Source organism: Acinetobacter sp. FDAARGOS_558, from assembly GCF_003937785.1.
GTDB lineage: Bacteria > Pseudomonadota > Gammaproteobacteria > Pseudomonadales > Moraxellaceae > Acinetobacter > Acinetobacter baumannii.
Window position 1 is genome coordinate 3,782,180 of sequence record NZ_RKJH01000001.1, and the last position, 13,705, is coordinate 3,795,884.

Genomic DNA, 13,705 nt, shown 5'->3' on the forward strand with positions numbered 1-13,705 from the left:
AGAATGATATTCCTTTCAGTTATTCAATTCTTTTAAACTCTATTTTTAATATATTTTCTATATTCTAATGGGTTCATATTTAAGATCTTTGTAAAAGCTTTCCTAAAGGCAGTGTCTTCACTGTAGCCACAATTTTGTGCGATTATCTTAATAGATAAATTATTGTTTTCTAATAAGTAACATGCTTTTTCAATTTTAAATCTAGTAATTAAATCTTTAGGACTTTCATTCGTCAATTTCTTAACTTTTCTGTAAAGCGTTCTTTCGCTTATATTTAATTTTTCTGCTAGTTCTTCAAGTGAAATATTCGGATTAGTATATTTAACAAACTCTTCAATTTTCATGAGCAAAGGATCAACTGAACTCGTAAAACCTTCAGGCACGTATATTTGCTGAGATACGGGCTGTGCTCCTGCAACTGCTAAATCTGAGGTTGCTTTAGCGACTTCCGGTCCTGCAAATTGATTAATAATATAAAGTACGAGTTCAATCCAAGATAGCGGACCACCAGTTGTAATAATATTTTTATCTTTTTCAAAGGTTTTGCCCCAACTTAATTTCCCATGGGGAAATCTTTTTTGAAAGGTATGATACAACCACCATGTAGTGGCATAGTTCTTCCTATTTAATAAGCCTGCATCTCCAAGTACGAAGGTTCCAGCACAAACACCACATATAATTGTTTTTTTGATATTTTCGTTTTGAAGCCACTTTAATACTGCTTTATATTCTGAAGGCATAATAGGAGTTTGCTCATCGCTCAGCATCATTCCTGGCACGATAATTAAATCACTACTTATTGCTTCTTCTATCGAAAGATCTACATCTATCATTTTGTTTTGTGCATTTACGACAGGCTTACCATCAATACTTACGAGGTCAACTTTAAACTCATTAATCTCACTTAAGTTTTTAAAATTCAATAAGTTTTTGCTTTTTATAATATTGTTAGCAATCCAGAAAATATCATTAATTCCAGCTATGACTGAATAAATACAAAACTGAGGCACATAGATTAAGATTTTCATAAGATGAACTTACATAATTTGGCTGATTTTACATGAATGTTGTCTTATAAGACATCTATCCCATAAATTCAAACCTACTATACTTTTTAAAAGTTGAATAGTTATAGGAATGAATGATGATGAAAAATAATAAAGTTAAAAATTTAACTTACCGTTTAATTCTATCTGCGTTAACTCTATCTCCATTTGTAATTCAAAATGCTCATGCAGCAGTTAAAAATATTGTTTTAGTACATGGTGCTTTTGCTGATGGGTCGAGTTGGAATGCAGTTTCAAGTCGATTGCAATCACTTGGATACCATGTTACTTCCGTTCAAAATCCATTAACTTCTTTAGATGCAGATGTTGATGCGACAAGACGAGTTCTAGAAAGACAAAAAGGTGATGTACTTCTTGTTGGTCATTCTTGGGGTGGTGTGGTTGTAACAGAAGCAGGTAATGCACCAAATGTGAAAGGTATTGTTTATTTATCTGCGCTCGTACCAGATAGTAATGAATCGGCATCTGATTTACTCACGCGCTTAAAGTCTCCAATGGAAGGGCTTGAGCCTGATAAAAACGGTTTGATTTGGTTAGATGACTTTAAAAAGTTTCAAAACGTAATGGCCAATGATATGTCGGAAAAGCAAGCTAAATTACTTGCATCTGTTCAACAGCCTATCTCTGCTAAAGCATTCACGCAAAAAATTTCTGAAGCTGCGTGGCGTGTAAAACCTACGTGGTATCTCATGACAACTCACGATAATGCATTGAGTCCGCGAACACAGGAATTGATTTCTAAACAGACTCACTCAAGTGTAATCCGAGTTAACTCTAGTCATTTATCTCTGATTTCTCATCCAGATCAAGTTTCCAAACTTATTGATAAAGCAGCTAAAAGCTTTAAATAATAATTCCTTATTAGGCGATATTTATGAAAATTTTACATATTGATTCGAGTATTCTGGGCGAACAATCTATATCTCGAAAACTGGCAGCTACATTTATAGAACGCTTGAATGAAGCAGATCATCAAAATGAAATTACTTATAGAGATATTGTTAAAGACCCTATAAATCATTTAACAGGAGAAATCGCAGCAGGTTTTAGAAACTTAAATATAAATATTTCTGATGAAAATGTAATTAAGGAACATCAGCTTTCCGATGAGTTGGTTGCTGAGTTCTTAAATAGTGAACTCATTATAATCTCAGCCCCTATGTATAACTTTTCTATTCCCACTCAGTTAAAAGCGTGGTTTGACCGAATTGCACAGGTTGGGAAAACATTTAAATATACGGAAAATGGCCCTGTAGGCTTATCAGAGGGGCGTAAAGTAGTAATTTTATCTGCAAGAGGAGGATTCTATTCAAAAGAGCCTCTCTCTCATATGGACTTTCAAGAAAAATACATCACAGCTTTTTTTAAATTTTTAGGCATTAAAGATATTTACTTTGTTAGAGCAGAGGGAACATCAAAAGCCCCAGCCATTAAAGATATTGAAATTCAAAAAGCTTTGTCGAGTATTGATGAAGTAATTAGTAACTTAAGTAAAAGAGAAGAGTGATTATGCTTTCATGTATTACGTTAACTTATAAAGTTTCTGGTGAGATCATTCGTAATCATCTTGAAAGCCACAAAGCATGGTTGAAGGAAAATATTGATTTGGGTCATTTCATCTTGGCTGGACCCATCGAGAATGAAAACGCTGGTTTTATTTTAAGTACAATCGTTAATGAAGACCATCTTCAAGATGTTCTTAAGCGTGATCCATTTGTTGAATTTGATTTGGTCGGAATTGAAGTAAAGAAATTACCTTCCATCATTAAAAATAAGAATTTTCTATTCTGATTGGCGATAAGAAGTTAATAATTTATTTATCTATTTGATAAATAAATTATTAACTTAAGACAACTTTTACAAATACAGCTTAATAAGACGCGATAAATTAAACTTTGTTAGGCTGCACCAAAGAATAATTTTAATTTTTTAGTATCTATTGAATTAATGCATCTAAAAGTTTCAATTCATCATTAGATAGATTGGTGTAGACAATTAATATAAATAAAAAATATTAACTACTTTCTAAACTAAGTAAATTACGTTTAATTCATCACAAATTATAAGAATAATATGAAAATCATGTGGTTATTATCGATTGACAGTAGATGATATTAAGTTTTATAACTTAATGACCCTCAAACTGTTTCTTTAGTAAAACAGAAAAATGACAATATAAAGATGAGTAGAAATTAGAGCAAAAAAAGATAAGGAGAAGAAATGAAAGTCATTAAATACGCCTTATTTTCCCTTAGGGGAGTGTTGATAATAAATAGCGCAGAGGCTGGAAATGCATCTACTTCATTAAAGGTGAGCTTAACCATTGTAGACACTTGTGAAGTTTCCACACAAGGAAACTTAGATTTTGGTTCGGTTGAACGTGCTCAGCCAGTCCCTACTGCAAGAACGGATGTAACTGTGCAATGCAGCAAAAATACACCGTATCAATTGGCAGTAACCTCTGACAATAACTTTGAACTTAAATCTACTGCCAGCCCAGCATCTGTTGCATATGTACTGTATCAAGATGCGGGCCACACTCAAATTTGGGGAGGGGCGGCGGATAAATTACGTTCACGAATTGCGACAGGGATGAAAGAAAATATTCCTATCCACGGGGCAATCACATCAAGCACCAATGTTCAGGCGACTAAGTATGAAGATTGGGTTCGTGTGAATGTTATATATTAATTGTGAAAACCAAAATAATTATAAATATCAAAAAATAATTTTTAAAAAACCTGTTTTTAGGGGGGAGTAGAGTATTTTAAAAAGCTACACCAAATTATGGTGTAGCCAGCTGCTTTGATAGAACTAAGCACCACGCATTAGTGCTGCTACTGCTTTTTCTAGAAAGTGTAGGGTAACTGGTTTGAGCCAAGTACCGTCAGCAAGGCTTGGTTCATTTTGCATTGCTGTACGGATCTTTTCTTGAGTACTTGGATTTTGGCCAGTATAACCTTGTAGCATAGAGAGCCATTGCTGTGCCAAACGCTTTGCTCCTTCACTATTCGGTTTAACCTCAGCGTCAATCAATTTCTCAATATCGACTAATAGTTGAGGCCATTTTTTCATTTCGCGAACATAATTTTCCTTTAAAAAAGCAAACTCATTATCAGATAAATAACGAGCAAAAATACTCAGCTTACTCTCTGAAAAGGCCTTAAGTAAAAACTCAACAACTTCTGGCATTACTCCTAATTTTTCCTGAAATTCAGGTTCTGCTGAATTGATGTTATTTAATTTAACAAGCCATTCTGGATTGGTGCGCGTATTCTGCTCAAGTGTTTTCATCCACTTATGGGCGAGCTTTTGAGCGGTTTCACTGCTAGATGATTCTCCAGCATTAAATAGTGCATTTGCTGCTTGAGTTAACTCTTGCCATTCTTGGTGGCTTTTAGTACCTGATTGTAAAAATGTAAGCTTTTCAAGTTCTTCTTGCGTAAAGTATTTCTCGTACATTGCTATAAGCTCCAGCATATTTAGCCAATCCTCCAAATCAAGTTCTTCACCATTGATGAGCTGAGATTTCAATTGTCCAAGCTGATTTCGCAATTTCTTCTGCTCTGCCAGTCTTTGATCAATTGCTTGAATCTGCCGATCAATAATTGGTAAAAGTGCTAGATTGGGATCTTCAAGAACCGTATAGATTTCGGCTAGCGACATACCCAGCCCTCGTAATGCTTGAATTTGATGCAAACGAGTAATGTCTTTAGGGGTATATAGTCGATAACCAGCATCGGAACGGGCCGAAGGCTGAAGTAAACCGATATCGTCATAGTGATGAAGAGCACGGACAGTAAGTCCTGTTTGCTTAGCCAATTCACCAACTTTTAACAGCATCTTTTTAGCTCCTTCTTCCTTAGGCGTGTTTTATGCTAGGGGCTTACGTTACGTGAGGGTCAACTACTTTAAATCATAATTTTTTATTATTTTATTTTTGGTAAATGTTCAGATTTATCTTTTTACTGTGGTTTAACGACCAGAAATTCTTCACGATTCTAAAAGTAATTTTTGGTTTTTGTCTGGTTTTATATAAGATATTTGAAATACCTAACAAATCAATAGCAACCGATATTCACCGTCATTTTCAACTGGTGCCCGATGCACACACGGTAAAACCTTTTGAGTTGGATGATCTACTGCTAAGCGCCAAATATGTCCAATACCTAAATTTATAGGTTGTGCATCGGGTTTAGGCTGATAATGTAAATCAAAAAAATACTCTGCTAAAAAGCTTTCAAATTCGGCTTCTGGGCCGTCATGTAAAGCTTTGAGCTTTTCTCTAATTTCAGGAATTAAAACTTTTTGTTCAACCTGATCATTCGGCACAATGTCGCTAGCCGCACCGTGATAAGTACATAAGAATGTGTCGGTTTCAATAGGGGAACGATCAACATGAAATGAATAGACATCTGTTGAAATAAAATCGAGCTCTTCATCACGTTCATAATGCTTAAGTAAATTAAGTACAGGTGATGCACCCATATCAGTTAAGAGCTGCATGTCTTTTAAAATAATATCTCGAGCCAAATCACCTTGTTCTGAAAGCTCAAGTGCTAACAGGTCTTCTGTAGAAATTTCGGTAATATTTTCTTTTAACTCAAGTTTAGCCACAATTTCTTTAAAGTCGCCCACCAAATTTCTGTGCCAACAAATAGCATTCTTATTTCCCTGAAAATGTGTATTCACAAGTTCAGCAAAAGTAGATACCACTTCAACTTGCTTGTGGTCAGAAAATGTATTTGTCATATTAAAGTTAAATGGCTCAAAATCTTGCCAATCATACACCCTTAGTGCTTATAGGGCTGCAAGCGGTAGCCAAAATTTGCTTAAAAAATGAAGGTAATGCAAGAAAAGTACAATAATGGTATGAAGTTCTGGTTAGGCGTGCTTATTATAAATTGACTTTGAATAACTGAGAAAAGGTAAGAAGTCGACTATTTTAATAGTCATGCAGGGAATAAGAAAAGTTTTGAAATAATAAGGTCACGAGGAAGATATGGAACGAATTAAAACAATCGGTGTGGTTGGTGTCGGTGTCATTGGTGCAAGCTGGACAGCATTATTTTTATATAAAGGCTTTAAGGTAAAGGTGTATGACCCTTATCCAATAGACGAAGAATTATTTAAAAAGAGAATACAGGCAAATCTTAGTGATTTACTCGCTTTAGATCAGCAAACAGATTCAAGTCATCATTTACAAGATATTTTCCTAAATTTAGAGCTTTACAACAACTTAAAAGATGCTGTGATTGATACTGATTTTATTCAAGAAAATGCACCGGAACGGTTAGATTTAAAGCAAAATTTATATCAAGAAATCACTTCATATTGCCCTGAAAAAACACTAATTGCTTCAAGCTCTTCAGGTCTAAAAGTTTCTGACTTTCAAAAAAATGCAACTCATCCCGAGCGTATTTTTTTAGGTCATCCATTTAACCCACCTCATCTATTACCTTTGGTTGAAATTGTGGGTGGAAAATTAACAGATCCGCAAATTTTAAAGAAAGCTTCCGAGTTTTATCAAAGTTTGGGTAAGCATCCGATTGTTTTAAAAAAAGAAGTTAAAGGACATGTAGCAAATCGTTTACAAGCTGCTTTGTGGCGAGAGGCATTTTCACTGGTTAAAGAAGGGGTGTGTTCAGCAGAAGATGTTGATATCGCAATCACTAGTGGGCCTGGGCTGAGATGGGCTTTATTTGGCCCCTACATAAATATGGAACTTGCCAATCAGAAGGGATTTAAAGAGGCAATTCACCATTTAGGACCGCCTATGACCGAATGGTGGAATGATATGCAAAATTTTCAGCACTCTGAAGAAACTACTGAGTTGCTAGAAGAACAAACTAAAGAACTTTTAACACATTATAAAGATGTCAATTTATCTCAGAAAAGGGATAAAGGATTGGTCGATATTTTAAAATTGAGACAAAAATTAGAGTTGGATTAAGCCAGTTTTTATGAAAGGCCAAACAGCGTTTTATTGAGGTGTTTGGCTTTTTTATTTTTGAGTATTTCGGTACTATTCCTATTCTTCTTTCCGCACAAAACCTATAAAAAGCTTGCACTCATCGTAAGCTTTTAGACTGATTAATTTATTAGGACATATGAAACGTTACTGGAAACAAACCGAATCAATAGCTTCACGTTGGACGACCGAACAAGACTGTTTTTTAATAGAAAATAATTCACTTTCTATAGATGAGCTAAAAGAGCATTTACCGTTTTCTGAAGATGAAATAAGAGTTCGTAGATCCGTTCTAGGACTTGTAAGACGAGATCAGCAAATGAGACCGTATTAATTTTACCAAATGGTAAATTTTAATTGAAAATAAATATTTCAAAAGATAATAATATTTTAAAAAAATTGCGGATGAGTTATCAAAACCATAATTTTTTTAGGTGATTGTTCAATAGTCTTTACATAAAGCTTTAACTACTTACGTTTGAGTATAATATTGTTTCACTCCTTTACATTTGTTTAATCATAATCAGAACCATAAAACATTTTAAGATCAAAACTTTATAACAATTGAGATTGAGGAGGGTAAAAATGCCAAAGTATTTAGCCGTGGCTGAAAAGGTTTATAAGAATATTAAAAAAGACGACTTATTCACCAATGACCTTACACAAAATCTGAATTGTTTAATCAGTCAGATACGTAAGGCCATTAAAGGGACTGAGTTTAAACTTAAGTTCAATTATATTGATTTTGACGAGCAGCTCACGAAGCCTCTTAGTGAATGTAAAGTCAAAGTTGATCTAAGTGTAATGCCGAAGTTTGAGAACGAAGGAGAGTATTTGCTCTGGTTAGCAAGTTTTATCGAGCGAATTACCGATGGCGGAAAACCTAAATTTCCACCAATTTCACAATTAATTCCGCACGGATTTAAAATTTCGAAAGAATCATTTCCTGTGACCGTTGCTCCTCCTAAAGAAGAGCATGCAGATATGATTATTAAATATTTTAAATCGGAAGATTTTATGAAAACCAATAAAACTCCTTCATAAAAGAATATAGAAGTATTCGTCCACCATACTTCTATATATTGCTGGTTTAAATTCAGCCACCGCCTTCTGGGGCGGTTTTTTTATAGATATTCTTTTATTTATTTCTTTCTAAAAGTAAAACGGGTTTGTCGTAATTACTGTTACACCACTCATGTTTTTTTAGCACAGCTTCTGGAACCTGAGCCATGTCTTTCACAGCAGCAAAACCCATAGAGCCGTAAAAGTCTTCTAACTCGGCAAAGGGTAAACAGTAAAGCATAGAAAAATCTGAATTTTTAATTAAGAAATCAACTACCTTACGGGCGATTCCTAACCCTTCATTACCCGGAAAAACATAAATTCCACCGAGTTCGCCGCTGTTAGCATCAATACCCACAACTCTACCTTGACCAACAGTTTTCTCACTAATAGAAGCTAGTACAATAAGTTCATCATCATGTGATGGTACAAAATCAATCTCGGCATAGCGTTCGTTTATAACTTTGAGATCGGCAGTGTTCGCGAATCTTAATGAAACTTCCATTATTCTTCCTTTAAATATGATCTTCAATTTTTTAATCTTTTATGTCTAATGATTCATAGAATCAACAGCTTGAAGTATGCCTGTAAATAATATTGCTAGTTTTGATTCGGGTTGTGGCTCATTTCCATTTGCGGTAAATACTGCACACACTTTATGGCCTTTTTGAGTTTTTCCAATCACAGAAAAGTTGATGACGCCGTATTCGGAACCACCTTTGAAACCAATCTTTTGCCAATTTAAATTTTTAAAAAGTGGATTTAAAGAACTGTTCAGAGCCGGAGCATCTTGAACACTTTCAAGAAGAGGACAAATCTCATGGGCTGATATATACCATTCAGCATCTTGCCAAGTAGTCGATTTTCCAATGCTACTCACACTTGGTAGCGGCAGTTTGTCTAGCTCAGAGAGTGCTTCCAGACGAGCCGACTTTGTTCCTGTTTTAAACTTATTTCTGAGCTTTTCATTACTTGAATCAATCAGTTGAAATAGCTCTCGTGTCGTCAGCAGAGGAGAATTTCTAGGTGATAACGCTTCTATACGAGGTTTCTTTAATACATCTATCAAGCTATCTGTTGCTGTATTATCGCTAATTTGTATCATTAACTGCGCAAGAAGTTCAAGATTTACAGGCGTACCAGCAGGCAAGTTTTGTAAAACTCCTGTTGGCAACGAGCGATTCATTTCTTTTAAAGAAACAATAGTTTCTCTTTTTAATTCGCCTTTTTTTATCGCATCTTCATAAGCTTTTAAAACTAGTAACTTAAAAGTCGAACCGACAGCCATAGGGGTTTTATCATTTTCTACAACCACAGGCTTGTTATCTACACTAACTAAAAGAGAAGTTTTACCGATCGCATTTTCATGTAGACCTTTAACCATTTCGTCTAGGCTTATTGTCTTAAAATGAGGCGCACTAAACCAAAGAGTACTAATTTGTTCTTGCTCATTTAAGCTAATTGAAACCGGTAATTCTCCCTTTTCGAAATCAATAGTCCCAGAGCCATTTGAAACATTAATATTTTTAAGAGCACCTAAAGAGACTTTTAAATCATCAACGATTTTTTGAATTTGTGTGATGGGAACTTGTCCTAAAAATTGAGGGCTAAATAAAGAAGCTTCTATGGGTTTATCTGCAAAAATTAATGAAAGTGTAGTCGATAAATTATCCATTTTTTGTTCTGTCGCTGCATGAGTAGTAGAAATAACAATAGGGGAAACATCCAAAACCATAACACTTACAGCAAAAAATAAAGCTCTAGTTACGTACATTTTCCTGGTGAGAAAGTTCTTCATTAAATGTCCTCTTATATTTAGACTCATTTACAGTTTTTATGAAATAGTTTTAAAGCACTTATTATTTACATACTAATTTAACAGGACTCAACTATCTATTATCTAAAGCTATTTACGAGACTAAAAATACCTATTCACACGCCTATCAAACCCTAATTAACTATAAAAACATGGCTGTCAATAAAGTTTACAGACAACTTAGAACACTCAACATTGATGACTCTTTTCTCTAAGATTAAATTAATTAGTCTTTTGAAATATATAAATATTTTAAACTAAAAATTCAATAAAAGAATTTTTCTACCTAGATTTATAGATATAAGAAATTTTTTAATTAATTTTGAAAAAAGAATATAAAAAACAAAAGATTGATAAGTATTGTTTTTTGTTACCTCTATCTTGTTAAGTAATAGATTCTTTATCTTATTTTAAAAAAAATATAAGCTAAAAATTAAGCTTAATATATAAAATTAAACATTATTTTCATTATATTTAAGTTTCGAAAATATTGTTTATGCACTGATAAGAAGTGTCTCTTACACTTAAAATTCACTGCTAATGAAATAGACAGATTTGTATGTATTTTATAAAATACTGCAAAATATAATTTAGTCCTATAAAGATGTTGAACAGTATTCATCAAGTTTTAGATAGTTTGGGTATTAGCCCGCAGAAACGTGCTATTCATGTTCAATTTACGTCTCCGATATTGAATGACCAAGTATTTCTGCAAAGAATTGATGGTGTACATGCACTCAATGATGGTTTAAAAGCAGAACTTTTATGCCTATCGACAAATGCAACGATTCAACTTAAATCTTTTATTGGTGTTCAGGCTGCTGTAGATATTGTGACGGAGCGAGGTGAATTAACTCGCGTTACAGGCATTATTACTCATGCTCAACAGGGCCAATCAGATGGAAGTCTAACTTTATATAAGCTGACCTTAGAAGATCCAACCGCATTATGGAAATATCGCCGTAATTCACGTGTATTTATGAATAAAAGCGTGGTTGAGATATGGGAAATATTATTTAAAGAATGGCAAACTAAAAATCCGCTATTTGCTGCAAGTTTAAGTTTAGATTTAAGCGGTCTAACACAAACTTATGAAGTGCGTCCTTTTGTGATGCAACATAACGAAAGTGACTGGAATTTCCTTACACGCTTACTTCGTAGTGAAAATATCAGTTGGCTCATTGATGAAGCTCAGCATATTGTTCCAAGTACCGATACACCTATTCAAGCTCAGAAACTCAGGTTAATTGATGCCAATAGTCAATATCAGCCTTTAGACCGTAAAACGATTCGTTACCACCGTAGTAGTGCGGTCGAACAATATGACAGTATGACTCGCTTAACTGCTGAGCGTTCCCTTCAACCCAATGTTATGCATATACAACGTTGGCAAGCAGAAATATTAGATCAAGAAGAAGGGATTGGAAGTGTTCAAAGTAAGCATCAGCATAGTGAACATTATGACAATGCTACACTTGGCTTGGAGCAAGCTTGGAACTATGCGCCTGCATGGATTGGTGACTTAAAGGGTGAGGATGGGGTTACTAAATCTGGAAATCAACAAGTTGAACGATTAAACCAGAACCTCCACAATTACTACGAGGCACAGGCGAAACGCTTTATTGCACAAACAACAGTCCGCGATGCCTATGTGGGTTACTATTTCGAATTAAATGAACACCCAGAAATAGACCAGCATGAAAGCTCAGATAAAAGCTTTTTGATTGTTTCTAAAAACTTCTTTAATCAGAATAATTTACCTAAAGATTTAAATGATCAAATCAATGGTTTATTGGCGCAAAGTAACTGGGCAATTCAAAACCCCGAGAACAGTGATGAACGCCAAGCGAATCAACTGATTTTACAACGTCGTCATATTCCAACAACACCAGCTTATAACCCGCAAATTCATAGTCCAGTCACTCATCCACAACGCGCAAAAGTGGTGGGTCCTGAAGGTGAAGAAATCTATGTAGATGAGTGGGGGCGTATTAAAGTCCGCTTCCTATTTACGCGTAGTGATGACCATAGCCATGATGGTGGAGCAGGAACCAACAACAATGACACCGATTCAGCTTGGATTGACGTTCTAACGCCGTGGGCTGGAGAAGGTTATGGTGCGCGGTTTTTACCGCGTATCGGTGAGATCGTCGTTATTGACTTCTTTAATGGCGATATCGACCGACCATTTGTAATGGGCCGAATTCATGAGGCCCAGCGCCATCCAACCAAATTTGATAACAAAGGTAAGCTTCCTGATACTAAAAAGCTCAGTGGTATCCGTTCTAAAGAAGTGTCAGGTGGTGGGTTTGGGCAACTCAGATTTGATGATACACCGGGACAAATTAGTACCCAGCTACAAAGCAGCCATGGTGCAAGCCAGTTAAATCTCGGGAAACTGAGTCATCCTAAAGATAAAGCGGAAAGTGAAGACCGTGGAGAAGGCTTTGAACTGCGTACGGACCAATGGGGAGCTTTGCGCGCGGGGCAAGGTTTATTGGTATCCACCCATAAACAGGATAATGCCAAAGGAGACCACCTTGACGCCGAAGTTGCGAAAAAGCAACTTGAAGGTAGTCAAACTAACAGTAAAGCGCTAAGTGACATTGCTAAAAACCAGAAAACCGATGAAATCGAATCGATTGAACAGTTAAAAGATTTTGCCTCACAAATTCAGCAGCAAATCGCTAAATTTGAAAAAGCTTTACTTCTTTTGAGTTCACCGGATGGTATAGCTCTAAGTAGTTCAGAAGATATTCACATCTCGGCTGATGCACAAATTAATCAGATTGCTGGAGACAGCATTAATATAAGTACTCAAAAGAATGTGATTGCCCATGCCCAAAATAGGCTCAGCCTTTTTGCTGCTCAGAGTGGACTAAAAGCTGTTGCTGCACAAGGCAAGGTAGAAATACAAGCCCAGTCAGATGCTTTAGATGTGCTTGCTAATAAAGGTATTACGATTTCTTCGACAGAAGACTGCATTGAAATTAGTAGTCCTAAAGAAATTGTAATTACTGGTGCAAGTTCACAAATTACCTTAAATGGTTCAGGAATCTTTCCGAAAACTGGCGGGAAATTCCAAGTCAATGCCGGACAGCATGTGTTCCAAGGCGGCGCATCGGCAAGTGTTCAATCTAGTTTGCCACCACCACCAAAACGTGGGCAGGGTGTACTTGAGTTGTTCCATGAATATGCACATGGTGAGTTTGTTAAACAAGGCGGTTATACAGTGACTGATTCGTTAGGGAAACAGTTCAAAGGACAACTGGATGATAAAGGTTTTGTTCGTGTTTCGGGTTTAGCTACAGGTTCAGCCAAAATTGTATTTGAAGAGGATAAGCGTAATCCTTGGGATGAAGCGAGTGATTTTAAACGTCCTCCTATGTGGCCAAGTGATAATGATACGAGTGCTCAAACTTTAATGGGTAAAGCAGATAGTGTTTTGAAAGGTGCAGTGACAGAAGCTAAAAAAGCTTTAGGTCAAACTTTCACAAATCCAAGTTCGATTATGAGAACAATCGATACTGCAAAGCAATTAAAAGAAAATGGTGCAAGTGCATTGTTGCCGATGGTGCAACAAGGTGTTGAATCACATTTAACGAGTCAATTGACTAATTTTACCTCTAAGGTTTTAAGCCAAAGTTCGACAGGGCAAGGATGGATGCATGGGAAAACTAACCCCGTTGCTCCAGTTACCAGCGGATTAAATGTAAATCCATTAAGGGCTCAAGACTCGAAAAATACAGAGACTGCTCTTAATCCTATGAGTTTTAAGTTTAAATAAGA

13 protein-coding genes are annotated in these 13,705 nt (G+C 35.6%); 8 read left to right on the top strand and 5 right to left on the bottom strand.

Going from position 1 to position 13,705, the window contains the following annotated elements:
- Positions 1–32: 32 nt before the first annotated feature.
- Positions 33–1,028: a GlxA family transcriptional regulator gene (locus tag EGT34_RS18285; RefSeq protein ID WP_000698006.1), complete on the bottom strand. Its 996-nt coding sequence runs from the start codon at positions 1,026–1,028 to the stop codon at positions 33–35.
- Positions 1,029–1,144: 116 nt separating this feature from the next.
- Between EGT34_RS18285 and EGT34_RS18290 the strand changes: the two genes are divergently transcribed.
- From EGT34_RS18290 to EGT34_RS18305, 4 genes are all read left to right on the top strand, one after another.
- Positions 1,145–1,918: an alpha/beta hydrolase gene (locus EGT34_RS18290; protein ID WP_000977349.1), complete on the top strand. Its 774-nt coding sequence runs from the start codon at positions 1,145–1,147 to the stop codon at positions 1,916–1,918.
- A gap of 23 nt (positions 1,919–1,941) precedes the next feature.
- Positions 1,942–2,574, top strand: a complete 633-nt coding sequence (locus EGT34_RS18295) for an FMN-dependent NADH-azoreductase (RefSeq protein WP_125305489.1) — start codon at positions 1,942–1,944, stop codon at positions 2,572–2,574.
- Positions 2,575–2,576: 2 nt separating this feature from the next.
- The gene (locus EGT34_RS18300) at positions 2,577–2,858 is read left to right on the top strand and encodes a YciI family protein (protein WP_002053587.1); all 282 of its coding nucleotides are present in this window, start codon (positions 2,577–2,579) and stop codon (positions 2,856–2,858) included.
- Positions 2,859–3,287: 429 nt separating this feature from the next.
- The gene (locus EGT34_RS18305) at positions 3,288–3,758 is read left to right on the top strand and encodes a spore coat U domain-containing protein (RefSeq protein ID WP_000864626.1); all 471 of its coding nucleotides are present in this window, start codon (positions 3,288–3,290) and stop codon (positions 3,756–3,758) included.
- A gap of 123 nt (positions 3,759–3,881) precedes the next feature.
- Here EGT34_RS18305 and EGT34_RS18310 read toward each other — a convergent pair whose 3' ends face one another.
- On the bottom strand, positions 3,882–4,910 hold the full coding sequence (locus EGT34_RS18310; protein WP_000925253.1) for a MerR family transcriptional regulator: 1,029 nt from the start codon (positions 4,908–4,910) through the stop codon (positions 3,882–3,884).
- Between the two features lie 210 nt (positions 4,911–5,120).
- The gene (locus EGT34_RS18315) at positions 5,121–5,819 is read right to left on the bottom strand and encodes a DUF1826 domain-containing protein (RefSeq protein ID WP_024436155.1); all 699 of its coding nucleotides are present in this window, start codon (positions 5,817–5,819) and stop codon (positions 5,121–5,123) included.
- 250 nt (positions 5,820–6,069) lie between these two features.
- Here EGT34_RS18315 and EGT34_RS18320 point away from each other — a divergent pair, with 250 nt between their 5' ends.
- From EGT34_RS18320 to EGT34_RS18330, 3 genes are all read left to right on the top strand, one after another.
- Positions 6,070–7,020, top strand: coding sequence for a 3-hydroxyacyl-CoA dehydrogenase NAD-binding domain-containing protein (locus tag EGT34_RS18320; protein ID WP_000439689.1), 951 nt, complete (start codon positions 6,070–6,072; stop codon positions 7,018–7,020).
- 157 nt (positions 7,021–7,177) lie between these two features.
- Positions 7,178–7,372 carry a hypothetical protein gene (locus tag EGT34_RS18325; protein WP_001984101.1) on the top strand — a complete coding sequence of 65 codons (195 nt, stop codon included), beginning with the start codon at positions 7,178–7,180 and terminating at the stop codon, positions 7,370–7,372.
- A gap of 251 nt (positions 7,373–7,623) precedes the next feature.
- Positions 7,624–8,082: a hypothetical protein gene (locus EGT34_RS18330; protein WP_001127331.1), complete on the top strand. Its 459-nt coding sequence runs from the start codon at positions 7,624–7,626 to the stop codon at positions 8,080–8,082.
- Positions 8,083–8,176: 94 nt separating this feature from the next.
- Here EGT34_RS18330 and EGT34_RS18335 read toward each other — a convergent pair whose 3' ends face one another.
- Positions 8,177–8,605, bottom strand: a complete 429-nt coding sequence (locus tag EGT34_RS18335; protein ID WP_000453966.1) for a GNAT family N-acetyltransferase — start codon at positions 8,603–8,605, stop codon at positions 8,177–8,179.
- Between the two features lie 45 nt (positions 8,606–8,650).
- Complete coding sequence (locus EGT34_RS18340) at positions 8,651–9,898, bottom strand: serine hydrolase (protein WP_024437426.1); 1,248 nt, start codon at positions 9,896–9,898, stop codon at positions 8,651–8,653.
- A gap of 622 nt (positions 9,899–10,520) precedes the next feature.
- On the opposite strand from EGT34_RS18340, the gene EGT34_RS18350 reads away from it, so the two are divergent.
- Positions 10,521–13,703 (top strand): type VI secretion system Vgr family protein, encoded by a 3,183-nt coding sequence (locus EGT34_RS18350; protein WP_000935004.1) that lies wholly within the window; start codon positions 10,521–10,523, stop codon positions 13,701–13,703.
- Positions 13,704–13,705 lie beyond the last annotated feature (2 nt).